18 protein-coding genes are annotated in these 26,279 nt (G+C 61.1%); 13 read left to right on the forward strand and 5 right to left on the reverse strand.

Going from position 1 to position 26,279, the window contains the following annotated elements; all coding sequences use genetic code 11:
* The first annotated feature begins 18 nt into the window (after window positions 1-18).
* Genes AB8808_RS08475 through AB8808_RS08490 form a run of 4 tightly spaced genes read left to right on the forward strand, consistent with a single transcriptional unit; the run spans window position 19 to window position 4,422 of the window.
* Window positions 19-2,976 (forward strand): RHS repeat domain-containing protein, encoded by a 2,958-nt coding sequence (locus AB8808_RS08475; RefSeq protein ID WP_506193252.1) that lies wholly within the window; start codon window positions 19-21, stop codon window positions 2,974-2,976.
* Window positions 2,909-3,139, forward strand: coding sequence for a hypothetical protein (locus tag AB8808_RS08480; RefSeq protein ID WP_506193253.1), 231 nt, complete (start codon window positions 2,909-2,911; stop codon window positions 3,137-3,139). Before AB8808_RS08475 ends, AB8808_RS08480 begins: the two co-directional genes overlap by 68 nt.
* The gene (locus tag AB8808_RS08485; protein ID WP_369928452.1) at window positions 3,140-3,970 is read left to right on the forward strand and encodes an RHS repeat-associated core domain-containing protein; all 831 of its coding nucleotides are present in this window, start codon (window positions 3,140-3,142) and stop codon (window positions 3,968-3,970) included.
* A complete protein-coding gene (locus tag AB8808_RS08490) occupies window positions 3,970-4,422 on the forward strand; it encodes a hypothetical protein (RefSeq protein WP_369928454.1) in 453 nt (150 codons plus the stop codon). Before AB8808_RS08485 ends, AB8808_RS08490 begins: the two co-directional genes overlap by 1 nt.
* A 565-nt stretch (window positions 4,423-4,987) precedes the next feature.
* Here the strand turns inward: AB8808_RS08490 and AB8808_RS08495 are convergent.
* Window positions 4,988-6,096 (reverse strand): IS3 family transposase gene (locus tag AB8808_RS08495; protein ID WP_369928456.1). Its coding sequence is split into 2 segments (ribosomal slippage): window positions 4,988-5,835 and window positions 5,835-6,096, totalling 1,110 coding nucleotides; the frame shifts between segments, so codons are not numbered across the junction.
* Between the two features lie 875 nt (window positions 6,097-6,971).
* Entirely contained in the window at window positions 6,972-10,955 is a 3,984-nt protein-coding gene (locus AB8808_RS08500; RefSeq protein WP_369928458.1) for an anti-phage protein Upx-like protein, read from the reverse strand.
* Window positions 10,956-12,215: 1,260 nt separating this feature from the next.
* Between AB8808_RS08500 and AB8808_RS08505 the strand changes: the two genes are divergently transcribed.
* The 3 genes from AB8808_RS08505 (at window position 12,216) to AB8808_RS08515 (ending at window position 14,815) form a co-directional block, all read left to right on the forward strand.
* On the forward strand, window positions 12,216-12,665 hold the full coding sequence (locus tag AB8808_RS08505) for a hypothetical protein (RefSeq protein ID WP_369928460.1): 450 nt from the start codon (window positions 12,216-12,218) through the stop codon (window positions 12,663-12,665).
* A gap of 682 nt (window positions 12,666-13,347) precedes the next feature.
* The gene (locus tag AB8808_RS08510) at window positions 13,348-14,031 is read left to right on the forward strand and encodes a hypothetical protein (protein WP_369928461.1); all 684 of its coding nucleotides are present in this window, start codon (window positions 13,348-13,350) and stop codon (window positions 14,029-14,031) included.
* A 133-nt stretch (window positions 14,032-14,164) separates the two neighbouring features.
* A complete protein-coding gene (locus AB8808_RS08515) occupies window positions 14,165-14,815 on the forward strand; it encodes an RES family NAD+ phosphorylase (protein ID WP_369928463.1) in 651 nt (216 codons plus the stop codon).
* Window positions 14,816-15,415: 600 nt separating this feature from the next.
* On the opposite strand, the gene AB8808_RS08520 is transcribed toward AB8808_RS08515, so the two are convergent.
* Window positions 15,416-16,054: a DUF6988 family protein gene (locus AB8808_RS08520; RefSeq protein WP_369928465.1), complete on the reverse strand. Its 639-nt coding sequence runs from the start codon at window positions 16,052-16,054 to the stop codon at window positions 15,416-15,418.
* A gap of 271 nt (window positions 16,055-16,325) precedes the next feature.
* Here AB8808_RS08520 and AB8808_RS08525 point away from each other — a divergent pair, with 271 nt between their 5' ends.
* The 4 genes from AB8808_RS08525 to AB8808_RS08540 all read left to right on the forward strand — a co-directional run bounded on the left by AB8808_RS08525 (window position 16,326) and on the right by AB8808_RS08540 (window position 22,439).
* Window positions 16,326-16,760: a DUF6573 family protein gene (locus AB8808_RS08525; RefSeq protein WP_369928467.1), complete on the forward strand. Its 435-nt coding sequence runs from the start codon at window positions 16,326-16,328 to the stop codon at window positions 16,758-16,760.
* Window positions 16,761-17,002: 242 nt separating this feature from the next.
* The gene (locus tag AB8808_RS08530; RefSeq protein ID WP_369928469.1) at window positions 17,003-21,652 is read left to right on the forward strand and encodes an RHS repeat-associated core domain-containing protein; all 4,650 of its coding nucleotides are present in this window, start codon (window positions 17,003-17,005) and stop codon (window positions 21,650-21,652) included.
* Window positions 21,649-21,951, forward strand: a complete 303-nt coding sequence (locus tag AB8808_RS08535; protein ID WP_369928471.1) for a hypothetical protein — start codon at window positions 21,649-21,651, stop codon at window positions 21,949-21,951. Before AB8808_RS08530 ends, AB8808_RS08535 begins: the two co-directional genes overlap by 4 nt.
* A 56-nt stretch (window positions 21,952-22,007) precedes the next feature.
* Window positions 22,008-22,439 (forward strand): hypothetical protein, encoded by a 432-nt coding sequence (locus AB8808_RS08540; protein WP_369928473.1) that lies wholly within the window; start codon window positions 22,008-22,010, stop codon window positions 22,437-22,439.
* Window positions 22,440-22,772: 333 nt separating this feature from the next.
* Here AB8808_RS08540 and AB8808_RS08545 read toward each other — a convergent pair whose 3' ends face one another.
* A complete protein-coding gene (locus AB8808_RS08545) occupies window positions 22,773-22,961 on the reverse strand; it encodes a hypothetical protein (RefSeq protein ID WP_369928475.1) in 189 nt (62 codons plus the stop codon).
* Between the two features lie 205 nt (window positions 22,962-23,166).
* Here AB8808_RS08545 and AB8808_RS08550 point away from each other — a divergent pair, with 205 nt between their 5' ends.
* Complete coding sequence (locus tag AB8808_RS08550; RefSeq protein ID WP_369928477.1) at window positions 23,167-24,021, forward strand: YuaM family protein; 855 nt, start codon at window positions 23,167-23,169, stop codon at window positions 24,019-24,021.
* Between the two features lie 494 nt (window positions 24,022-24,515).
* On the opposite strand, the gene AB8808_RS08555 is transcribed toward AB8808_RS08550, so the two are convergent.
* Window positions 24,516-25,595 (reverse strand): hypothetical protein, encoded by a 1,080-nt coding sequence (locus AB8808_RS08555; RefSeq protein ID WP_369928479.1) that lies wholly within the window; start codon window positions 25,593-25,595, stop codon window positions 24,516-24,518.
* A 190-nt stretch (window positions 25,596-25,785) separates the two neighbouring features.
* Here AB8808_RS08555 and AB8808_RS08560 point away from each other — a divergent pair, with 190 nt between their 5' ends.
* On the forward strand, window positions 25,786-26,274 hold the full coding sequence (locus AB8808_RS08560; RefSeq protein WP_369928481.1) for a hypothetical protein: 489 nt from the start codon (window positions 25,786-25,788) through the stop codon (window positions 26,272-26,274).
* Window positions 26,275-26,279: the final 5 nt, after the last annotated feature.

A 26,279-nucleotide genomic window follows, 5' to 3' on the forward strand; every position in this document is an offset into this window, starting at 1 on the left:
TACAACAGTGCCGACGGGGTGGCGCCGGCCTCCCTGGGCTTCAACTGGCGCCACACCTACGACCGGTCCCTTCAGTTCTTCGGCAGTCCCGTGTCCAGCATCGTCATGCTGCGGCCCGACGGGAAGCAGGAGAACTTCACCAAGACCGCGAACGGCTGGTCCACGGATCTCCCCGTCGACGTGCTTTCGGAGATCACCAACGCGCAAGGCGCTGTGACCGGCTACCAGGTCTTCATCGGCGGGCGGCGGCATACCGAGACCTATGCCCTCGATGGCAAACTCCTTTCCGTCATGGGGCAGGATGGCCAAGGCGTCACCCTGACTTACACCGCGCCCAACCCGATTGCCCTTCTGAATGCCGTTACTGATTCGGCCGGACGGAAACTGCTCTTCTATTACGACAACTACACCTACCGGTTGAGCTTGGTGAAGTTCCCGGATAACGGCTACGCCTCCTTTTCGTATTTCGCCAAGGACGGAACCCTGAGTGGCGTGGTGTATGCCGACGGCGCCATTCACAACTACGGTTATGGTGAAACCGGGTATGTCGGTGCGACGGCGTTGCCGCGCGCGCTGACCCGTCTGACCGACGGGACCACCAACCGCTACGAAAGCATCACCTACGACGACCTGGGCCGGGCCACCTCGTCCTCGTTTATCGGCGGCGTGGGAACGACGAAGATTGCTTACAACGCGGACGGCTCCTCGGATATCTCCTACCCCTTGGGCAACACGGTCCACATGGGCTTCTCGAGTCCCGCCGGGCTCGGTCGGGTGAGCACTCTGAGCTCCCCGTGCGCACCCGATTGTGGGCAGCCCTGGCGTTCGCGCACGTATGACGCGCTCGGTTTTCCGGAAACGGCGGTCGATTTCCAGGGCACCGTCCAGCGCACGCGCTACAACGCGTATGGCCTGCTGGAACAAACGATCGAGGCGCAGGGCACTGACAGTCAGCGTACGACCACCACCACGTGGGATACATCGCTGCGTCAACCGCTGAAACAAACCATCCTGGGTGTGACGGGCAATCCCATCAAGACGTCCACCTGGGCCTACAACGCCATGGGCCAGGTCGTCGCCCGGTGCGAAGTGGATCCGGCCATAGCGGGCGCCACCGCCTACGCCTGCACGGCCGCTGGCAACGCACCGGCCGGCGTGCGTCGCTGGACCTACACCTATTGCACGGCCGTGGACACGACGCAGTGTCCGCGGGTCGGCCTGCTTCTGTCGCAGACCGGGCCTCGCCGGGACCTTCCGGAAACGACGACCTACCGGTATTACGTCAGCGCCGGGACCACCTGGAAGGCGGGCGATCTTCAAACGATCACCGATGCGCTGGGGCATGTCACCACGTTCTCGTCTTACGACCTGGCCGGGCGCGTCAGCCGGATGGTGGATGCGAACGGCGTCATCACCGACTTCGTCTACGATTCGGTGGGTCACCCTGTCGCACGAACGGTGCGTGCCAACGCCGATGGCAGCGCGTCGTCGACCTTGGACGCCACCACCACGGTTGTCTTCGACCAACGCGGTCTAATCTATCAAAGCACCGACCCCGACGGCACGCTTCTTAAATACACCTACGACACGGCGCATCGGCTGACCGAAGTGACCGAAGCCAACGGTAACCGCATCCACTACACGCTCGATGTCGCGGGCAACCGCACCAGGGAAGAAACCTTCGACGCCGGCGGTGTGTCCCGCCGCGTGTTGAGCCGCACCTTCAACACGCTGGGTCAGCTCGTCAGCGTGACCGACGGCCTGGGCCATGTCGTCTTCGATGCGACGGCCACGGGAAGCTACGACGCCAACGGCAATCGGGTGGTGGTCAAGGATGCGTTGGGCGTGACGGGTCAAGATACCTACGATGCGTTTGACCGGCGGGTGACCCACATCGCCAACGTCAACGGCACCGACGCGACCAAGGCCACGACCACCGCGCTCGCCCTCGATGCCCTGGATCGGATCACGTCGGTGACCGATCCCGACGGACTCGTGACGACCTACACCTTCGACGGCCTGGGTAACCTCAGCGGTCAGGTCAGTCCCGACACGGGCACGCAGTCGTCGACCTTCGATGCGGCGGGCAACCCGGTGACCCACACCGATGCGAAGGGCACGGTGCTGAACCAGACGTTCGATGCGCTGGGTCGCAAGACCGCCGACACCTACACCGATGCCACGCTCAACGCGGCCTATCGCTACGACGAGACCAGCAGCGTCACCGGGTGCGCGAGTTCGTTCCCGATCGGTCGGCTGACCCGCATGGTCGAGACGGCGGTTACCACCACCTACTGCTACGACGACGAGGGACGGGTCACCGAGAAGCGGCAGACGCAGGGTGGGACCACGGACACCACCGACTATGCCTATACGCGGGCGGGGCGGTTGGCCGGCACGGCGATGCCCAGCGGGGCCGTCGTGGCGTATACGCGCAATGCCTTGGGTCAGATCACGGGCATCACCGCCACGCCCGCGGGGGGCAAGGCCCTCTCGATCGTCAGCGCGGTGAGCTACCGGCCGTTCGGTCCCGTGACCGGCTACACCCTGGGCAGTGGCCAGGTGGTAACCCGCACCTACGATGCCAATGGCGCGGTCACCGACGTCAACAGCGCGCACTTCAACGCGCACTACCAGCGCGACGCTGCAGGTCAGATCGTAGGGTTTGGCACCTCGCCCACCAGCGGCAACGTCGAAACGTATGCTTACGATCCGTTGCATCGCCTGACGGCCGTGCAGTCGACGTCGTTCAACGAGTCGTATACCTACTCCAAGACCGGCGACCGGCTCAGCAAGGCGTCCAGCGACCCGGTGGCAGGAGGACAGGGCTCCTACACCTACCAGCCGGGCACCCATCGGCTCGTCGACGTCAACGGGGGGGGCGTCGACGTTCGATGCCAACGGCTCGATGACCCAGCGACAAGTCCAGGGCACCACGAAAAGTTATGCCTACGATGGTCGCGGACGGTTGGCTGAGGAAGACTATAACGGCTTTGCGGAGGCCACGTTCGCCTACAACGCGATGAGCCAGCGCGTCTCCCTCAACAGGTCGAGCTCGGGACAGGTGTCGCGCTTCGTCTACGACGAAGCGGGCCAGCTCCTGGGCAACTACGGATTCTTGCCGCGTGAATACATCTGAATGGACGGATTGCCGGTCGGGGCTCTCGACCCGCAGCAGGGCGCGGCGTATGTCATCGCCGACGGCCCGGGCACCCCTCGCCGTGTCGACCTAGGCGACGGAAGCAGTCGCTACTGGCAATGGCTGCCCACCGGCAATCCCTTCGGTGAGCGATCCTTTACCGGCAACTACGCGTTCAACCTTCGTTTCCCCGGCCAATTTTTCGATGCAGAGACCGGGCTTCTCTACAATGTCCACCGTTACTACCACCCGGACACGGGGCGGTATCTCCAGAGCGACCCGATTGGGTTGGCGGGCGGGGTAAGCACGTATGGGTATGTAGGTGCGAATCCGCTGAATAGTGTGGATTCCAGTGGAACGCAAATTACGGTGCGTGTGGTTGAGACGGTCGCTGAAGAGGATAAGGCCGAATACGAGCGAGATCCAATAACCGAGATATTGAATCCACGACTGGGCGTCAATCAAGCAGAGCCTCTTCCCGAGATCAGCCTTCAAGAGCGTGAGCGCATTGAAGGCGAGTGCCCTCGCAATCCGCAATCGTGGTCCGCAGGCCGACGGTCTTATTGGAAGCAGGCCGCCCGCGATCGCCCTTACGATTACAGCGCAGATGACCTTAGGCGCATGAGTTCAGGGCAACCACCCATGCATCCGGAGGTCGAGGTTCCTATGGAGCTTCACCACATCAAGGCTCAGCGCGACGGCGGTGGCCACGAGCCAAAAAATTTGATGGAGGTATGGCCTTGGGAGCATGCCGAGATAGATCCCTTCCGCTATTATAATGGGCCCTTCCCCAACGGTTACGCGCCTCCAGCCAAGACGGGCCAAAAGTAATGAGCAGTAGTTTTTCCTTCCCGTCCAAGCCCGTTGCCAGCACTTTTTTTGCTGAACAAGGCCTCATGGATGTAACGAAATGGGAGGTGGTGCCTGTAGCCCCATTTCAGAAGTTCAAACTGGTAATCGAGCGCGTCACCGATTTGCGTCCTCAAGGACTTTGGCTTCGTTCGGATGGGGGTGTAGAGATCGAGGGTAAACTTCAGGAACAGGCTGTCCTGATATTTCACGATGCTCCACACGAAATTGAGTTTGTCTGTCACTCAGCAGATGGGTTTCTCCAGCTCTATAACGTCTGGGAAGATGGAAAGCAGCGGCGATCGCAGATGCGGATGTCAGGCATGAAAAGAGAGCCCATTAAAGGGGGGTATCGCTATCACTGCACCGATACCGGGCCCGACTTCGATTTTGATCGATTCGTTTTTTCGTTGACTACGGACATCGCTGATTGACGCTTGCATGACTGGCTGGGCATCTCCGAACGGCCGTGGCCTTATCGGTTTTGCTGGCGAGCGACTGGACCATTCGAGATTTGGGTCGTGTTCTCCCGCTCCTGCTTGTCGGAGCATTCATCTCTACCAAGCGGTGGCAATAAGGATGCGCGCTCTACGAAGCATTTGGCATGCCACCTCTCTAGCATATTCGTCCAATCCAGTTGACGACGACGCGTCCCGCGACTATTTGGAGAATATGTTTTCGCATGCGGATCATCCTGAAAGTCCGCTTCGCGACACGTTTGATCGCAAGCTGGACAGCGGATTCATTGACGTTGACCAGGGATAAGCGACGTATTTAGCGGCATCCCTAGTAGCTTGCTTCTCAGGTGGACAGTCGTTGAATGTCAGCCTTTCAAATGCCGTTATCCAGTCCATGCGTTCGTTGTCGCTCGACGTGGTCAACGACCTCCGACCTATTGCATCCCAGGCAAACACGCAGTTGTTGGCCGACCAAAGCGAACTCATGAGCGTGAGGCAGATAAGGCAGATTGGATTAGGCAGGTTGTCGACCCCCCGTTAGTTAGTGCCAACCATAACCCAAGGTCGCCGGATCATTTTGCTGCCTGAATTCTGCGGGCGTCAGCCCGCCTAAGCTGTCGTGCGGTATCTCGCGGTTGTAGTCGGCTAGCCAAAGCTCTGCCTGCTCGCGTACTTCGGTCAGGTTCCGAAACACGTGCATGTCGAGGACACCACGCCGGAAGCTGCCGTTGAAGCGCTCGATGAAGCCGTTCTGCATCGGCCTTCCCGGCTCGATGAAGTCGAGCTTGATGCCTTTGCGTTCTGCCCATTCCGCGAGCGCCAGGGCGACAAATTCCGGGCCGTTGTCCAGACGAAGCTTTGATGGATATCCGCGCCATGCAGCGACACGCTCGAGCGTGCGAATCACACGCGACGCAGGCAAATTCAAATCGATTTCCACGGCGAGTGCCTCGCGACTGAAGTCATCAATGACATTAAAGGTGCGGAAGCGGCGGCCGTCCCACAGCGCGTCGGACATGAAGTCGATGGACCAGCTTCCGTTGATCGCCTCGCCGGCCACCAGTGGTAGCGGGTGACGCGTCGGGACACGCTTCTTGCCGCGTCGGCGGCGATTCAACTGCATTTGGCAATACACGCGCCACACCCTCTTGTGGTTCCACGGCAGACCGCGCCGGCGGATGATCTGAAATAGCTTGTCGAAGCCGCGCTCGGGGAATCGCTCAGCCAGCTCCGCTAATAGCCCGATGACGGGCTCGTCGCGATCAGGGCGAGCCTTGTAGCGCAGCGTAGATCGCGAGAAGCCTAGTGCCTCACAGGCCCGGCGCTCGCTCCATCCGTGCTGCTCGACCAGCCAGGTGATGAGCGGGCGCATATGCGCCGGGTCTACAGCTTTTTTGCGATGAGATCCTTAAGCCCGTGGTTCTCCATCGCCAGATCCGCATACATGCGCTTGAGCTTGTTGTGCTCCGCTTCCAGGTCACGCAGGCGATGAACGTCCGACGCCTCCATGCCACCGTACTTCGATTTCCAGGTGTAGTAGGTCGCCTCGGAAATGCCGAGATCCCGGCACATGTCCTTGACCTGCCTGCCGCCTTCGACCTGCTTCAGCGTCGCAACGATCTGGCTCTCGGTGAATTTGCTCTTGCGCATCGTGGGTCTCCTTGGGGATATTTTGCCCGGAGACCTCGGTTTATGTCTGGAGTAAGTTTACGGGGAGTCGACAAGGTGACCGCAATGGCGAAGCGCTAACGTGGTTGATAGGGTCAGTGTCTCTTCATCCATCCCTCTCCAAGCCAAGATGCTTCTCCCGGCTACGCATGGCCAAAGAAGTGGCGCTGATTTGCCACGTATGCGTCCACTGCCGGGGCGTGTGCCGGGGCATTATCCACGCAATAGGTTTCACACTCGCATGTGGGAGTTCCGCGAGTAGACGAACGCTAACGCTGACGTGGTTTTTCACCTTTGTCGCTCACTTGACTGGGTCGGTCATTACCGGGCTGACTTCGGTGAGTTGCTATGCCGGATGCCTCGGGAAGAACCGATTGAATGACGTGTTCAGCCTCCCGTTGACATTGCTTGCTCTTGAGCGCATCAGCGTCGACCCTGCGCTCGTCATCATCGCTGCAATCATTTTAAACTCACTGCTGGTCTCGATCATCTTAATCGGGGTGTGGATGGCAATCCGTGTCCTCTTTCCATCTTGGCCCGTGTGCGTGCTCGCTAAAGAAACGTTCCCGTCATCTGCGATGACGGAGATTTCTCGGAGAGCATGGGCGTAGGCATGCGTAGGAATCTGAGGCTCAGCGCGTTTGTTTTTCGCGATGGCTTCGTTCTGGGCGGTGACTCCGGCGTCCGCCAAAGACTATGTCTTGTCGTTCAAAGGCGTTGATGTGCACCCGGGCGAACGGATGGTCGGCATCGAGATTCATGGCAAAAATCGGACCTTGGCCAGCGTCGTGCACATGCCCAAGGGATGGAGTTTCAAGATCGACACACCACCTTACCTGCCAACACAAGTGCGTTTACTACCTCATATGCAATGGTTGACCGGGACAAAACGCGTTCGACGAAAAAGATCTCGACAAAGCGGATGTTGCTAAAAAAGCCGCCCCGACGGGCTCTGACGGGACCCTGTCCGGGCGGCAGTGGCCGGTGACCTGCCGCATGGCGGAGGCGCAGCCTTGCTCAGAACGCGAGCAGGTCGTCCGGGCGGCCGACGTGTGTACCGTCGAGGGCCGCAATGTTTCCCCGTGCATAGTGCACCGGGGTGATGCCGCTGAAAACAGCCAGGAAACGACCTCCGGCGTCGTCACACCGGTGAAGCGGGCTAGATCATTGACGTGTGCCCGCGCAAGGTCGACGCGCCTCAAATGTTTTCTGAGCTTGTCGGCTCGCCCGTTGGTGTTCTCGCCCTGGTACTCGGTGAGCTGGCTTGCCGCCTCGGAGTAGTTGCGGGCCATTGAAAGGTCCTTGCACTCGATGACCAGGATAGCGTTGCGGTCGGCGCGCCAGGCAAGGATGTCGATGTCGCCCGGGTCGAATCCCGGGTGGCGCCCAAGGATTTCGGGGAAGCCGATGCCATTCCGCACCGTCCAGCCGGCCGCATGAAGTCGGCCGGCCAAGGTGTGCTCGAATGTATGCCCCTCGCGGGCCTCGCCAAGCCATTCGTCCCGCATGGCGTCTGACCGGAAAAAATCGCGGTTGAGCCGGCCCGAGTAGGCGCCCGTAAACAGGTAGCGGGAGGCTGTCCGGAAGAGGCCGGGTGCAACAAGAATCTGCGGGTCTTCACCTTCCCCGAACTGCAGAAGCGGGCGGGTAACCACCGACAGGCGCCGACCGAAACGCCAGGGGTAGATGTCACCGAGCCGGAAGGCTTCGGGGACCTTGTCCCAGGACGGACGGCTCGAGAGAACGTACTGGCTGAACAGGGCATCGATGGTGTCGTCTGCCAAACCAGCGGATCTCGCGACCTCGGTGAGTTCGCTGCGGCAGGCCACGAAGACTGCCGCTTCGCGTGCCACGCCCATCCGTTCGATGGCGTGGACGAGATGGAGATTGTCCTCCACCGAAAAGCCCATCTCGCCAAGCCAGATGGCCTTGAACCCCGCGAGCTCCTTGTCGTCGGCCGTGTCCGCATCGCCTGCTTCCCCCTCGGCACCCACACCGCTCTCATCGGCATCGGTCACGTAGTTGGATTTGTAGCCTGCAGCCGAGTCGGCGAAGCGCTCATTGGTTGCAAGGGCGAGCATGGGTTCGACGACCATGCGACCGAAGTCATCCTGGAAGAGAATGTCGCCAAGGGGCGAGATGGCAACGTCTGCTGCCAACGCGCCGAAACGGACAGCATCGGACAGGCCCCCGATGCGGGAGAGGAGTGCGGCCCTTGCCAGGAGCTTCGTCAGCGCCATGTCAGACGGCGCCATGCCGCCCTCAAGTGGACAGGCACAAATGGCCATCTCGAGGACAATGCGGGAGGTGATCTGCGCGCCTGCAAAGCGGCCAAGCTCACGGGAGACGACATCCTCAGCACCTTCCTCGCCCGCATGCAGGGCGAGGACTGCGGCAGCGGTCAGGTGCCAGCGCCGCTCATCGGCACGCGCATGTTCCGCGTTTTCAAGTAGGCGCTGGAGCGTTGCGCGCCGGTCGAGTTTACCCAGTTGCTCAATAATGTCCCTGACCAGTACGTCGACGACATCACCAAGCAGTTTTCCGACGGGCTTTTTCCCTTGGTAATGGAGCGGGGCATCCGGCGCGGCTGCCTTCCAGCCGAGCTCGATGCGGGCAGCGGCCGACTCGACGTCCTCAATGGTGAGGAGGGGGCGGGTCAGGAAACGGCGGCTCCAGTCGCCAAACTCCCGCCCCTCCATCATGTGGAAACTGCGCGCGATATCGTCCGGGACAGCGAGGCGTTCGATGTCCTCGCCCACCTGCCCGGCGTTGGGGAGCTTCATCAAAGTCGCGTACGCGGTGCCGAGTGCCCTGACGACGGCACGTTCGGCACGGTTGTCGGCGGCGCGGAAAGCGGAGAGAAACCCTTTGCGGAAGACAACTCGGATAGCGCGCTGCTCACTTGTCCGTTTGAGGTGCCAGAACGAGTGCACGTTGGCCGGCGGCGGCGTGTCGATAAAGTGGTTGACGTCATCGCCATCTTCAAGGACGAGACGAGCCTTGACGATTTTTCCGGCAGCCCTTGGACCGGCAACCTCCGCCAGTGCCTCGTCGATGCGTCCGAGCCAGACACGCACCGTGTTCCACAGTTCATAAATGACGCCCCGGTCTTTCATGTTGGGCGCGTCGAACGTGGCCCACAGGCTGGCGTGGCCTTCGGAGACGCCGCCCAGTGTGCCGTGATCGATGTCATCGAGGGAAGCGTAGAAACGCTGGATGCGTTCGGACGGAAAGAAATCACTGGCAGACGGGCGCATGACGCGGTGCCAGCGACCAGTGTTGTCGCGGGCGCTGTGCCGGTCGTAGCCGGTGTCTGCCTCGATGCGGACATCACGGAGAAGGTTCGTCGGCAGGGTCATCATGAGGGGACGGTCCGGCGTGATGCGCCCCTCGGGTAGTTGGCCATGAGGAACGACGTGGCCATCGTTGTCGCGCACCCAGCCGATGAGGTTGAGGATGCCATTGACGTTGAGAAACGCAACGCCGGCGCGCCCGGCTGTCTTGACCGCATCCTGGACGCGCCACAGGTCAGCGGGGGACATGTCGCTGAGTGAGCCCATGCGGATGAAGTCGGCGCCGGACATCCACTGGTACTGCCAGCGCGGGTCTGCCGGCGGCGTGTACCCACTGGAGAATCCTGCACCCCACCCGCAGCCGACGCGTACCACCATCCCCCTTTGGAAGTCCTTATTGACCCCGATACGCTCGATGAAGCCGCCAATGCGGGCATCGATGAAGGCCTCCGTTTCCTCGTCGAGTTCGATAATGCCCCGAAAGCCGTCACCGGTGTGGTGCTCGATCGACGGGAGGACAAATTGAATGATCATGGGATGGCCGACGTCGACGGGAACCACATGTGTGGCCACCCGGGTTCCCCGGAAGAGCTCCCACTGGATATCCAGTCCACTGCTGCCACCGAAGACCTGACTACGATAGACCGTACGGCTATAGACGTTAGCCAGCGCCTGGTTTATCTGTGTGGCCTGCCCAGTGCGGGTGGCAAACACGATGACCGCATGGCGAAGCGCAATGGAGAGGGCCGTGGGCAGGATGACCAGCAGGCCGTCGCGGGTGCGCAGGAGGGGCCGCTGCTCGACGATGCCCGAGCCTGGCACGTCACTGGCCATTAGAGGAATGGATGCCGCATCGAGAATGAAGGGCGCAAGGTCGGCGATGGCAATTCCCGCATCGCGGAGCGCCTTGCCCGTGAACGCGACACGGCCGCGGAGGGTGGGCGCATCGAGGTGCCCTGTGTCGAGAGGCGCGCGGGTGTTGTCACTGCCGGTCGCATAGCGCACAAGGTCCGCCCGGGCGCAGACGGCGTCGGACAGTCGGAGCACGGCCTGGACGGAACGCTTGAGCGCGTTGTAGAGACCTGTCCTCGGCATTGCATCGACGACCTCAACCATGCGCTGGGTGTAAAAGCCCGCACCCTCCCAGATGCCCTCCAGCAGCCTGTATGACCCTTGGTCGTTGCCCGCTAGACTGACAAAGACATCCTCTGCAGGGTCCTCGCCGCTCGCACTCTGCGATTCGCCAATGGCGGTGTGCCAGCGTGAAGCGTCGACAACGGTTGCCACCCGCTCTCCATTGCAGTGGATAAGGGCAAGGACGGCGAGAAGCTCAAGCCTCAGGCACTGTGCCTGCTGGGTGGGCAAGGTGAGCAGGCTTGAGAGGAGGGCGACAGTTGTGGTCACGTCGAACTCCACGAGTTCGGCGACGAGTGCGGCATTGTCTTTCGCGATATCTTCAAGTGTCACATTGAGGCTCGTCCACGCCGCCATCTCGGCCATCCTTGCGGCTAGGGTATTTAGGGCCTCGGGTGAGAATTCATCAGCCATGCTCAGCTCCATGCAGGTCGGTTCGCCCAATCCGGTAGATGATAGCGGCAGGGAAGAGGGAGGTCAGGCGAAGGGATGGGAGGATGCCTCATAGCGGTGCCAGCATCGCCGCGAATCGTCAGGCGGGGCTGGGATGCGACGAGTGCCTGACTCCCGGTTCCTGCCAAGCGCTTCGACACCGCCCCGCACGACATCCTTCGTGGGCACGTCGCAGCGAGAGCCGCCGCCCCCCCGCCTTGACGGCGGGTGAATTTCTGCTCGACTAACCGAGATCCATGAATTGGACGACGAAGGAGATGACATGAACGGATTCGACCGGTGACTGTGTTACGCCGTATGGGACAACGAGACGTATGCGACTGCAGCCATCCTCATCAACCCTGCGCTCTGCGCGCGGTCCGACCCGGACACCGTGCTCATCCACGCTGCCCACCATGGCCACGTCCACGCCGTGCATCTTTGCTTTCATGCGCCAATGCCCATTCGCGCAAATCCGAGGCACTCTGGCGTGCCGCGCGCTACAGGAGCATGCGCTGCATCGATGCCCTGGTGCCGGTCTCGTGTCCACAGGCATGGGAGAAGTGGCAGTGGGATGACCTTCCCGGAGCCGGTCGCGATCGCGTGCGGCGCGCACTTCAGACCATGGGTCCAGCACGCTGAGTACGTGCGTGCCCGCCCATGCGGCAACACCGAGCTGCTTGCCGGATATGCGCAGACTCTGAAGGCCTGTTTCGCGTAGCGTATCGTCTGGGAATTCTGGGGACGCACCAATGCTCGATCGCAGGGATTTTGTGTCAGACGTACTCTGTGCCTCGTGCAATCGGATGCTCACGAGGGCTTTTATCGAACGGACGCCGCAGGGCTTCGCAGCCTATTGCCCGACCTGTGCGGCGGCGTGTTTCGCCTTGCTGTGGCCGCGACGGCACCCTCCGTCATCATCGATGACATACACCGCGGTCCTGTGGACTGCGACGACCCACCGCCTGACGAGGCGCTCTGGCGCGAGGATGCCGAACGCCCCACAGAGAACGATGAATGCAGCATTGACTGAGGCTAATGCATGAAATTCGGCGTCCGCAGGCCATCCCCGAAGAAATCTTTCGTAGCGCGTACGTCAGTCAAGCGCATGCTCCGTCATTCCCTTGGCCTCAAGGCGCCTCGGGGATACGGCTGGTTGACTAACCCACGAAAGGTGGCCTACAAACGCATCTGCAGCCGGACCACCGGCAGCTTCTGGACTGTGCTTCGGAGACTGGTCCGTTGAGGCCGCCGAAGCCTGGCGCGCAACCTCTTCAGGGCCGGGATCCCGACGTCTACTATTCCAATTACGCGGAGTATTCGAAGACCTTCCGCGCCTGGATGGTGGCCTACGGCATCGGCGGACCGGTGGTCTTTTTGACCAACGACAAGGTGGCCAAGGTCATTGGTGATTCGGGTCATGCCCTCGCCATTGTGGTCCTGTTTCTAGTCGGCGTCATTCTCCAGGTCATTGGCGCGCTCATCAACAAATGGGCCGCCTGGTACATGTATCGCGGCATCGACGACGAGAAGTTCAAGACCAACGACTGGTACACGCGCTGGGAATGGGTCAACAACCAGACGTGGCTGGACGTTTCCATTGATGTGCTCGCCCTTGCATCCTTTGCCTGGGGAACTGGGCTCTTGATGGGCGTCTTCACCGGAGCGATTGCACCGCCTCCCCACCCGTGACGGTCAGGGCGTGCGGATAGGGAAAAAGGCCGGCGATGGGCCGCAAGCTTCGGCAGGTACCGGGCGTCGACCTTCGGAAGCCGTGCCGGCGGGGTGATGCCAAGCGGCGCGACGATGGTGCCCTTCGAGTCAACGGCCACGAGAAACCGGTAGTCGTTGGTGAGCTCGAGACATTCGGGCGTCTTGTCCATCGTGCGTGGTCTCGAGTTGGCAATAAGGGTCGGAATGATGACGCGCGAGAATGCGGCTTGGCAGCATGCGGCGTGAAAATGGCGCGTGGCCGGGTTGATGCGATCGCAGATCGCCACATGAATGGTTGTCGCCCGTGAGTCAGATGTTGAATCTGGGGTCTTCAGCGGGCACGGAGGCCGGTTTGGATCACTTTTTAAAAAACCCCCTGTGCGGCTGGGCGGGATGCCTGATGAGGCCCTTGCTGCCCTCATCAAACATCCCTGCATGCTGGCTTGTCCGGATTTCACCATGCGAAGGATGCATCAACTGGCAGGACTGGTGCTGAAAGGGGCGCTGTGCCTAGTGGCCAGTGGCAGCGACAGGTTCAGGCCCCGGCGGCTGAATTGAGCGTGATAGGAAACATTGGTGACCCATTTGCGTTGAGAAGGTGATGCGGGATATTGACAATTCGGCGTAACCTTCATATTCTTTGACGCAACTGGAGAACCGTATGGCTGTGACTGTCAAGCGACCGCTGGGTACGACCGCAATTGAAGCCTTCGAGGGCACGCCCCGGGAGGTCAGTGCCCGTCTGGCCAAAGCCCACGGGAACACGGCAATCGGCTTTGCGATGCCGTTCACATTGCCCCATGCAGCCGCCGTTCGAGACACCCTCGCAAACCTCCTGCCATTTATTGGTGACTTGGTGGAAGCAAGGTCCAGGGAAGCACAGCGCGTGTTGATTGAGGCGCTGGTGCCAACTGCATTCTCGCGTCCGGATCATAAAATCAAGCTGATGAAGATGGAGGCGGAGGTTAGGAAAACGCTTCTTGAAAGCGGCGATTTCATGACGGCGGCAGACATTGCGGACCTCGCTGGACTGAGCACCAAAAACCCGGGAGCGCAGCCTAACAAATGGAAAGCAGCTGGGCGCATCTTCGCCATCACCCGTAACAATCTGGATCATTTTCCCATCTATGCCCTTGACCGGGCACGTGACTATCGGCCGCTTGAGGTGATGGGCAGGATTCTGGACGTTTTCGCTGGGCGGAAAGATCCCTGGAGGCTGGCTGCATGGTTTGCATCAGCCAACAGCTTCCTCGGTGGCCATCTGCCGAAGGACGTGCTGGAAAGTGCGCCGGACAGTGTGGTTGACGCTGCAAAGGATGAGGTCGAGGGCCCCATTCATGCCTGACCCAAAGCGCCCCACACGGGGAGGTGGAAAGACAGCGACGTCGCCTGCCGGGAAGGAGACATCAGCAAAGAACGCAGAGGGAAAGAAACCGAAGGCTGCCCCCACTCTTGCAGCGCCACTTCCCGGAACTCCAGTGCTGCCACCGTCCGTCGTCGTTCCGCCGCCGCCGGTCAGCCTTGCGGCCAATACGAAGCTGTTCGTCTGGAAACGGGGTGAAGAGATTCACCGCATTCATGCCGGGCAATTTGCCGCAAACCAATTCAATCCGGGCTTCGGGAATGCGCGGTTCAGCCCCATCAAGGATGCGGGCGAAGCGTTCATCCCGACCCTGTACGGGGGCGATAACTTCGGGTGCGCCGCGCTGGAGTCTGTCTTCCACGACCTGCCCCGGGGAGCGGGCATGAAGACGTACGACGGCGAAAAGCTCAAGGGGCAGGTTCACTCGGTTGTAGCCCCGACCCGCGATCTCCAACTCATCGACCTACATACGGCCCCACTGAAGAAGTTGGGAGTGGAGTGCAAGGAGTTGATAGATACCGAAAAGGATGTCTACGAGCAGACCCGCCTTTGGGCAGCGGCGATCCACACGCAGCGACCCGACGCGGATGGCCTTGTGTGGCCCTCCCGGCAGGCTGATACGAAGGCCCTGATGATCTTCGGAGGACGCGTCAAGAGCGACGAACTGGTGCAATTGGGCAAATCGCGGCCGCTACTGGAGGGCGACGATCCGATTGCGGAACTGGTGGATGTTGCTGAGACGGTTGGCCTCAACATCATCCTGTAGCCGCCACTGCGCCCGGTTGAACCAGTCGCCCATGGGGTCGCCTGGCTTTGCTCCCAATCCTGTTAAGAGCGGGCCCTCGCCTAGCGTGCCCACGATGTCGTCGCGATACGTCAGGAGGCCCGCATTGAGCAGCGCCGGAGGCGGCGGGACAAACCGGGTAGCCAGACGGCGGCGTCCACACGTCGGCCTCCCAGCGACTTCATGACAACGCGGGCGCCCCACACCTCGCGGGCATGGACCGGGACGAGAAACCGGACGTGGAGTCCCGAAGTTGAACAAACAGCGGTTTTGGCATGGGAGACACCGAAAACGACACCAAGAAAAGGGCGTTTCGAGCGGGGCCTTGCCGCATAAAGAAACGGCGAAACAACGATTTACGTTGTCTCGCCGCAGGTGTTGGTGGAGGTGGCGGGAATCCGATCCGGCGACTTCGCTAACACCCTGTTTTACAACGCGGATTGGGACGCGTCGATGCGGCAAAAACGGCATGCAAAAAACGGCAGAGAGTTGAGAATAGCATCGTAGATGGCGAAGGCGGTCCCCATCGGCATCACCGTCGACGTCAGCGATGACGCGTGGAGGCGGACGGGGGCAGGGGCGTCAAACCGCCAGGTCAGGGTCGATTGGCAGGCAGTGCCGATGCGCTTTCCAAAGATCCGTCACGGCGCCCATGGCGGCCGCGGACCCCGTCAGGGCGGCCAGCATCCGGTAAGCCACGTGGAGGATCGCGTTGGCACTTCGAAGGATCTGGCAGGCCAGGAGGACCGGGAAGCCCTCGCTCTGACGACGCAGGGGATGGACCCCGGCGTGGACGAACGAATTGAGTCCGTGCCAGGTCACGTCGTGGAACTGTTGAAGGAGAACCGTCAGCCCTTCGGGCGCTCGACCCGTCATCGCTTTCAGCATCGTTGTGGCGCCCGGCATCTTGCGCGCCAGGACTTCGCTTTCGCCGTTCAACGGTCGTCCGATCAGATCAACCTCCTCATCGGTGGCCACGTGAAGCAGCCACGCGGATCGAACCGTCGCTTCGTATTGAAGGCGGACCATGGCGGTCGCCGATGAGGCCAGCTCGCCGGCAAAGCACAGCCGGGCCGCGGCCGCGTGCTCGATGGACAGGTTCGCGCTGAACGCGCTGACGACGAAGCGAAGCTCTCCCTCAGCAATGGGCGGTCCCGACTGCCGCAACGTTTCCATGGCCGCATGAAAGTCGTCGGACTCCTGCAGAAGCTTCTCCAGCATGGTCTTGTCCCCTGTGCCAGACGGATCACCTCGGTCCGTCGTGTGATTTCGGGAGTATGCGTTCCCGGCGCAAGAGCGAAAAGCAGCCCTCATGTTCGGCTTCCCCGGTCAAGGGCCGTTCCGCGCCCGAGTCCGTCGCTGCGCTCTGTCCCGCGCCAGCGCGTCACTTCCTCCCTTGACCGCGCCTCTCTCCGGGCGGGGCGTCTGCCATCGGCAGCGTGTTCCCACCCGCTGCCCTTTCGGGCCAGCCCTGACGACGAGAGAGAAAAGCATGAACCACGACGACGAACCCATGTTCACCGAAGCCGACCTGATCCACGCCTACACCCGTGCCGACGCGTTGGCCGATGGAGTGTTGATCGACCTGCCGCAAGCCCAAACGATGGGTTTTATCTTGCCGATGGCCATCACCGCCGCGGCGCATGAGGCGTGCATTGCGTGGCCTCAGCCGGGACCGCGTCAGCAGCACATCGTGTCGCTGCGCGCGGAAGGCGTCCTCCTGGCGACCTCGATGGCCGGTCGCACGCACAGGCGGCGTGCGCGGGCTGGTGCGGAGTCGACCACCGATCACCTCGTGTTCCACGTGAACACGGTGGCGTGGCGTGAGGGGCGCACCGCGCGCGTGACCGTGCCGCTTCGCCTGGTCATCGGGCCGGGGGACCACCTGGAACTGGTCGGGACGCTCATGTTGCTCGGTGAGGACTAGGCCACCGGCCGGTGGTCTAGTCCCGTCATGATCAACGTCCAGGGACGGACGGCTGAAGGGTGGGGCAGGGTGGCATCGACGCACCACGCGTCTTGCGGGTCAGCGTTTCCGACGCCCTCAGATCCATGCCGCCGGTTCACCCCCTCGACTTTGGGTGTAGGGGAAGTCCTACACGGAAATCAGCCCACCCCTACAAGTCGTGCCGCGTAAGCTTCTGCGAATTTTCGCAAAGGGACGCGGTCATGGATTTTTCCGCAAGGCAAGGTGGCACCCGGTCGCTCTGGCGACGGCTTGGAGCGCTGGCGCTGATGGCATTGGGCAGCTGGTCGGCGCACGCCGACTATGTCTATGGCCCGCCCTACAACTACAACACGCCCTGGGGTTCGGAGGGCGGGTTCATGTCGGTGGATGCCGCGGTCAATTCCATCGAAGGGCACTACGACACCGCGTGTCAGACCTACCTGACTTGCGTGCCGCACACCTATTCGGTCGCCTACGGCGGCAGCAAAACCAGCACCGCGGCCACCATCGTCATCACCCGGGTCGGCAGCGATGGCAAAAGCACCAGCGACGTGCTCGCCTACATTTGGGCCGAAGATGTCACCGGCTATGGCTTTCAGCCCAAGAATGCCGGCGGGTGCCGCACCATGTGCACAGCCGGCAATGGAGGCCAACAAGACTCGATAGGTCCACGGGGCAGCAGTGGTAACGGCACGACCAAGCAAGAGGGCACCGACCGGGGCACGCCCTTCAACGGTGATCCCATCAGTGCCACCAACGGCAACGTGTATCGTCAAGACACCGACGTCAGCACCTCGCCCTGGCTGACCTTCCGCCGCTTCTACAATTCGTCGAGCTACGTGGTGTCAACCACCATGGGCCCGAAGTGGCGCCACTCGTTTGATCGCCGGGTGGATCTGATGCCCGGCAGCGGCACCGAAGGTGGCTTGGTGTATGTCCGCCGCCCCGATGGGTCGATGGTGCGTTTCACCAGCACCAAGGGCGTGTTAAAGGCGGACACCGATGCCGCCGAGACCTTGAGCATCGACAGGGACCCGACGACGGGAGCCCGCACCGGCTACGTCCTGCGTTTGGCGGCGACCAACGAAACCGAGCGCTACGATGCCACCGGCCGCCTGCTGACCATCACCGACGACAACGGACGGGTCACCACGCTGACCTACAGCGACGCCACGACCGCACCGGCTATCGCGCCTACGGCGGGCTTTTTGATTGCCGTGACCGACCCGCAGGGCCGGGTGCTCAACCTGCGTTACGACGCCAAGAGCCGGCTGAGCCAAGTCATCGACCCGGCCGGCCAGACCATCGGGTATGCCTACGCCGACAGCGGCAACCTCGCTAAGGTAACCTTCGCCGACGGCACCAGCCGCCAGTATCTCTACGCCGAGGCCGCGTATGCCGCCTCGCCGACCAAGTATCCCAGCGAATTGACGGGGATCGTCGATGAGAAGGGTGTGCGGTATGAAACCACCACCTTCAACGAAAACAACCGGGGCACGAGCAGTCAGTTTGCCGGCGGCGCCGACAAGATCGCCTTGTCGTATTACAACTTCACCCAGAACGGTGGCACCCCCGCCTCGTTGACCACCCCGTTGGGCTTGGTGGTAACGCTGAACTTCGCCGATGACGGGGCGCAGACCCTCAAACCCAGCGGCACGAGCACGTATTGCGGCAACCAGTGCAACCAAGGCGATAAGGCTGTCACCTATGACACCAACGGCTACCCGGCCACGACCACGGACTACAAGGGCACGGTCACCAAGACCACTTACGACGTCAATGGGCTGCTGACCCAGCAAATCGAGGCTTCTGGCACGGCGGCACAGCGGACCACCAACACCACGTGGGATGTGCTCCACCGCAACCCATTGACGCAGGATGTGTTGGACGCCAACGGCGTGGCCGTGGCCCGGACCACCTGGACCTACAATCCGCGCGGCCAAGTCTTGGCTAAGTGCGCGGTCGACCCGGCGGTGACCACGAGCTACGCGTGCGGCAGTCAGGCCAATGCGCCTCAGGGCATCCGCCAGACCCGCTACGCCTACTGCGATGCCGTGGACCCCACGCAGTGCCCCCAGGTCGGCCTGTTGCTCAGCGTGGACGGGCCGCGCACCGATGTGTCGGATGTCACCCGCTATGCTTACTACTTGACCTCGGACGAGAGCGGTTGCGCCACGGTCGGTGGCGTCTGCCATCGCGCGGGTGACCTGGCTCAGGTCACCGATGCGGCAGGACACGTCACGGCAACGCTGGCTTACGACCGCCACGGCCGACCGGTGCGTCAGAAGGACGCCAATGGGGTGATCACCGATGTCACCTACACGCCGCGCGGCTGGCTTGCCAGCCGGACCGTGCGAGCCAATGCCGACGGTTCCGCCTCGGCCGGCGACGCGACCACAACGCTGGTTTATGACGCCGCGGGTGCGCTCAAATCGGTGACCGACCCCGATGGGGTGGTGGTGACTTACAGCTACGACGACGCCCATCGTCTGGTCGATGTGGCCAACGGCGCGGGTGAGCACATCCACTACACCCTCGATGCTTCCGGCAACCGCATCAAAGAGGAAACCTTCGACGCCAAGGGCGTGTCGGTGCGCTCGTTGGCTCGGAAATACAACACCCTTGGTCAGCTCGTCAGCGTGACCGACGGTCTGAGCCATGTGGTCTTCGATGCCACTGCCAGCGGCAGCTACGACGCCAACGGCAACCTGGTGTCGGCCAAGGACGCGCTGGGGACGGCCCAGAAGAGCACTTTTGACGTGCTGGACCGCCTGGTGAGCAGCGTCGCCGACGCCAACGGCACCAATGCGGCGACCAAGGCCACCACCAGCGTGTTCACCTTGGATGCGCTGAATCAGGTGAAGTCGGTGACCGACCCCGACGGTTTGGTGACGACGTCGAGCCTCGACGGTTTGAGCAATCCGGTTGGCTTGACCAGTCCCGACACGGGCACGCAGGCGTCAACCTTCGATGCCGCCGGCAACCCGCTGACCTACACCGATGCCAAGGGTGCCGTTGTGACCCATGCCTATGATGGGCTGAACCGCACGACAGCTGACACCTATACCAACGCCAAGCTCAACGTCAGCTACCGCTACGACGAAGCGAATAGCACCACGGGCTGCACGACTTCCTTCCCGGTCGGGCGTCTGACCCGTGTTGTGGAGGCCGGGGTCACGACCACTTTCTGCTATGACAACGCAGGGCGGGTCACCGAGAAGCGGCAGACGCAGGGTGGGACCACCGACACGACCGACTATGCCTACACGCGGGCAGGGCGGTTGGCCGGCACGGCGATGCCCAGCGGGGCCGTCGTGGCGTATGCCCGCAATGCCCTGGGTCAAATCACGGCGATCAGCGCCACGCCCGCTGGGGGCAAGGCCCTGACGATCGTCAGTGGCGTCACTTACCGTCCCTTCGGCCCCGTGACCGGTTACACCCATGGGAACGGGCAGCTCGTGACCCGCACCTACGACGCCAACGGTGAGGTGACTGACGTCACCAGCCCACACTTCACGGCGCATTATGATCGGGACGCATCGAACCGCGTTGTGGGATTGCGCGACACCCCCACCAGCGCGGCAGGAGAAACGTATGCCTACGACCCGCTGGATCGGCTGACCGCGGTCCAATCCACGGCATTCAACGAAGCTTATAGCTACTCCAAGACCGGCGACCGCCTCAGCAAGACGTCGAGCAAATCCGGCGTGAGTTCCAAGGGGACCTATACCTATCAGCCCGGCACGCATCGTTTGGCTGACATTGACGGTCAGACGATGGCGTTTGACGCCAACGGCTCCATGATTCAGCGCCAAGTGCCAAGCGTGCTCTACACCTACACGTATGACGACCGTGGAAATCTCTCGGAAGTCGACATGACCGGAACCTTGGAAGGAATCTACGCTTACAACGCCTGGGGTCAACGGGTGTCGAAGACCGCGAACGCGATGCCCACGCAACGTTTCGTGTATGACGAAGCGGGCCAGCTGTTGGGCGAATACGGTTCTCTGCCGCGTGAATACATCTGGCTGGACGCTTTGCCGGTGGGCGCTTTGGACGGAACTTCGCCCATCTTTGTGGTGGCCGATGGTTTGGGCACGCCGCGGCGTGTGGATGCAGGGGACGGTAGCGGCATGTTTTGGCAGTGGCTTCCGACCGCCAATCCCTTTGGTGAGCGTGCTTTCACCGGGAACTACATGTTCAACTTGCGCTTCCCGGGCCAATACTTCGATGTCGAGACGGGGCTGGTCTACAATGGCCATCGCTATTACCACCCGGGGACTGGGCGGTATCTGCAGAGCGATCCCATCGGTCTGAGCGGCGGGAGCTCGACCTACGCATACACGCTGAACAATCCTCTGACATTCGTCGATCCCAACGGCACCGACGCGATCGTCCTCATCGATCCCAGCGCCGCGATGATTTTTGGAAGGTCTGCTGGGCACGAAGCCGTTCTCGTGGGAAGCGAGAGGTCGGGGTGGACCTACTATTCAAAACAAGGCATTCGCGACGGCGTGCAACACGACGTGATGCAGTTCTACAATAAGTTGGCAGACTTTGAGTCGACGTGGGGCAGCGACTATCCAATGCAATACGGCATCCCGACGACGTCTGACACGGATTCGGCAATGAATGACTGGGCTCGAAAAAATGTCGGGCGTCCATACAGTGCATTTCGCTTCAATTGTGGTGACTTTGTGAACGGAGTTCTGAAAGCAGGCGGCCAGCACCCGTATGAAAATCACTTTCTCCCCACCATCCCCAATAAAATGCTCAACAACCTCGGTTCACTGGGTGGCGACATTTACTATCCGGGGCCAAACTATTATCCGAGCGAGAAGCTGCACACTCGCATGTGGGGAGAGCCGTGAGTAGACGAAAACTAACACTGATCTGGCTTGTCATCTTTCTAGCGCATTTGGCTGGGTCGGTGATCACGGGTCTGAATTCGGTGAGTTGCTATGCCGGATGCATAGGGAAAAATAGACTTAATGACGCATTCAGCTTCCCGCTGACGCTGCTCCCTCTTGAGCGAATCAGTGTCGATCCCGCAATCGTCATCATCGCGGCAATCATTTTGAACTCGCTCCTGGTGTCGATCATCCTGATTGGGGTGTGGATGGCGGCCCGTACCCTGTTTGCGTCCTCGGCCCGTGTGCGTGCTCGCTAAAGAAACCTTCCCGTCATCTGTGATGACGGGGATTTCTCGGAGAGCATGGCGTATGCATGTGTAGGAATCTGAGGCTCAGCGCGTTTGTTTTCGCGACGGCATCGTTCTGGGCGGTGACTCCGGCATCCGCTAAAGACTATGTCTTGTCGTTCAAAGGCGTCGATGTGCACCCAGGCGAACGGATCGTCGGCTTGGAGATTCATGGCAAAAATCTGACCCTGGCCAGCGTCGTGCACATGCCCAATGGATGGGGTTTCAAGATCGATACGGATCCTGCGGGCACCACGGACATTTCAGGCGCCGTCATCGTCGGTGCCGCGGCGCTATCCCCTGGGGATGTTGAACAGGTGTGGTTGTTTTGCGATCCTCCGGGGACAGCGAATGAACCGGCGGCGTTGACGGGAACCATCGGCGTCACTAAGACATTCGACGACTCCCGTGAAATCCCGCTCACCACCAAAATGCTGGTGGTTAAAACGGCCAAGTGAGAAGTGGCCGACGAACGGTGGATGTTCGCCAGCACCGTCGGCCAGCGAGGGGCAGGCGACTGCGATGGATCAGGCGGCGCCAAATCAGGGTGGGGGATCGGGTCAACGGATGAGTCGCCTGAACGCAAGGCCGAATGCTCCATGGCATTCATCGTGTCGCGCTGGGGCGATCGGCCCGGCTGTCTGCGAACGGCCGGGCGGAGGGCCTGGCCGTTCTGGAGGCCATCGTCCTGGGAGGGGTGATCTCCGCACTCTTGGAGGATCCGACGCTGGTGCGTTGGCTATCGCGCCATCGCCCGGCTCAATTGGCGACCCTTCACGAGGTGGGTTCGGCTACAGCGGGGTGAACCCGATGCGGTCGAATTCATTGGCGAGCCGAAGCATGCCCGCCCCATAGCCATCGCCAGGAAGCGACCCGGGTGGGCCGAGGGTGATGACCAAATGCGGTGCCGCGATGGCCAGGTCGACATGGCCGCCGGCGTTGGCTTTGGCGGCGATGATCTGGGCCCGGAATCGGGTCATCGAAGTCGCCGGCCAAGGTGGCGTCGCCCGTGGCGGCCGCATCGCGGACCAGCGTGGCTACGCTGAGGATGAGCTCATCGGTCGTGGTATCCATCAACAGAGTATATCCGCCGCAATCCAATCGCAGGTTTTGAGACCGTGCGCCCGCAAGCTGCGCGCAAGAGCGCGCAGCGTGCTCCATAACCGGCCAAGATGAGGAGGTCCCATGAGCCAGGCTGAAGAGCTATTCGACGATCTGCTAACCGTTCGTCCTTACCGATCCAGCGAGAAGTTGACCCAGTTGGAGAAGTGGTTCCAGCGCACAAGCCGCTACAGCCTACTCGCCGCCCTCGTAGGGCTTGGGACTGTCTTGCTTTTTGGACTGGGAAAGTTCCTTACCGGGCCGCTGCCGCCTTGGGCTGTCACCATCGGGCTCGCCGTAGGCTTCCTTGATATTCTTGCTTGGTATGGAATGTTGATCAGCGATGCGGTCGCCACCTTTCTCCAGGTCGTCCATCGGAAGGTCCGTGACCACCACAGTCGGGGCAGCTTCAAACACGATATGGCGATTGCGGCTCGGCTTGCCACCTACCCGAAGCCGGCCGTTGCCCAGGCAGATGCCTGGTTTGAAGACGAGTCTGGGGCGATCGACCGGCGTATATCCTTATTCGTCGGGAAGGATTTAGCGATTGTCGGTCTGGGGTTCACGCTGCTCACCGGTAAGGCGAATGAAGCCTATGCGGGCTTAGTCGCCTTCCTGGCACCGACCTTCCGGACTTCTCCGACCCATGTAACGGAGGCGCTGATCCTGGCTTTTTTCTTGATGATCATGGGCGCGTTTGGGATCAAGGCGCGGGTGGCGCGTTATGCCTACGTTCGCTACCTGATTCGGTTGTCGGCATCGATTCGGGAGGAGCGAGAGGGCGGTGGTTCTGAGGCGCCCGTTGCTACTTCGGCGCTGCCAGAGCAGCCCATTGTTTCTGGGGCAGTGGTGGCATTGTCGGATCACCGAAGGGATGTCATCCCCGCTGCCGCGCCGGGTCAAGCTCAGGCCTCAATTCAAGGTCTAGGGTCTGAGTAACTGTCGTCGCTTTCTAAATGGAACGATGCGGGCGAACTGCTATGCGTCCTAACTAACCGGAACTGGTGTGAAACTAAAAGGACCGTCAGACACAGCCAAGGGCTACCTGGAATTCCATGGCCGTGTGGAAGGGGTGCTCCACATGCTGGATCGAATGTCGCCGTGGGAGCGACGCTTGCAGATGCGCCGGACGAGCATCCCGCGCCATTTCTACAAATACCGGGGCATTCCTCCGGCATCTGACGTCAAAGGACTCGAGATGTTGGAGGCACTGCTTCTCGACAACCAACTAAGGCGGGAATCATCCCGATCAACTCCCTAACGCCTTGTTTATCAAAGCATAGTGGTCCGCGCCGGTGCGGCGAAACGACACGCTAGACGAAGCCAGGGCAGAATAGCATCGTCAGCGGTGGACGCAGTCCTGGTTCGCTCTCCAGCTTCGTCGCTAGAAGATGAGAGCGTCAGTCGGTCAGCGCTGCCGGTGTGCACGGTGATCACAGTTCATCGATCAGCGGATCCGGTAGATCATCTGGAACGGCGGGTTTACGCACCAGATAGCGATTCACCCAATCCTCGACGCTCATTTTGCGCCGGACAGTCTGCCACCCAACTGCCTGAGCGACTTGCCGGTGAGCCGCGCTGGATGGATCCACCACGGTGACATGAGCACGGCCAGTGGGGAAATCGCGTTCCGTGACGTCCCGGATCATTCCGTTCTCCTGGTTGTGAAAACCACACCTCAAGATGAAGCGTGCGTGGAAGTCCGCGGTCGGAAGGGAATAACCGATAAAAGTGACCTTGGTGGCACGGCTGAGCACCGCGACCGTTTCTCGCCAGAGGACATCAAATAAGGCACCATCAAAGCGCTTTGAGTAAACCGGCGCAACGATGAGGGGCATGTATTCCCGTCCAATGTTGGACTGCGGGGCTCGGAACGGCCTAAAAGCGAACACCGATTCTGCCTCGTCATTTTCGGAGTCAACCAATATGACCCGTTTGTTTGTCTTAATTCGATTGTTATCGGCTGCGCGATACCAATTCAGCGATCCATGAGGTTTGAGGAGGCGTGGGCCCGCTTCGCGCTCGCCAAATCCGTAACTAGCCGCTGAGAACTTGCTTCCCAAAAGGAGCTGATCCAATACCAGGTCCCAGTTAAACGATATGACATCCGCTTCGTCGTCGCGCATCTTCTCGACGATGATTTCCAGCCAGGCTGGGACGGTTGACAGTGCTTCCTTCTTCTTTTCGTGGAACGACCGGGCAAGAAGTCGGAGAAACTTGCCCCGTGCGACCTCCAGGTGGTTGGAAGTCAACGAGCCGGTCACCGGTCGGCTGGAACCGAATAGCTCTAGGTTGGCTTGGATTTCCGACAGCAGTGCCTCGACGTTTGGATACGTGTCTGGATTGCTGGCGTTGAAATCGGGGTGGTTGAATCGGATGATCGAAGCCAGCGATTCAGCGAGGCCTTCTTCCTCGATCTCGGACCACATCTGCGGCAGCAGATTCCCGATGGTCGGGAAGCCGAGGCCGGCGGAAAAGCCAGCTCCAATGATGTAGACGTGTCGAGCACCCATGGCGTTACTCCGTGTCAGTCAGCCAACCCAAGCGCAAAATATGGAGTAGGGCTAGCAGCCGAAACCCTTGCAGTCGCGCTGACTGCTACTCATCTGCGCTATCCATCTGCCACGGACTCGATACTATGGGAGGGCTTGCGCGCAATCAATAAGCGTATTACAGTTAATCATAAATCATAGGAGTGGCGCCATGGCTACCGATGTCGTCGAACGTGTTCAGAACGGGACTTTTCCGACCATTGACCATGGCGGACTAGGCACTCTGGCAGAGGCGGGAGCCATTGAGGGCGCGCGCGCTATAGGTCTCGCCGGATCCTGGGCCCTGATCGTGTTGTCCAAAGGCCGCGAATGGGTTCTCACTGCAACGACCTCTAAGGCGCCGCGCGGATTTGCTAAGGTAGAGACCTTGGTGAACTACGTCGCTCAGTTCCAAGTGCGAAATGTGGAATTGGATGTAGAAAGCGCCGCAAATGTAGCGGTAAAAACGCGGCGGAGGCTAGATCGGTCAGAGGCGCTGCGTGCTCTTTGGGAGGCCGATCTCCGCGAGGTGCGGGACGATCCAAGGCCGAAACGCGCTCACGAGGACGTTCTTGCACGGTCGCAAGCGCGGTGGGCAGCCGATCTTGCCGAAGAAGCTCACATAACTGCAGCCAGTCAGCTGAGAGCTAAAGTAGGCTAAGCGTC

This window comes from Xanthomonas sp. NCPPB 2632 (assembly GCF_041228075.2).
GTDB lineage: Bacteria > Pseudomonadota > Gammaproteobacteria > Xanthomonadales > Rhodanobacteraceae > Luteibacter.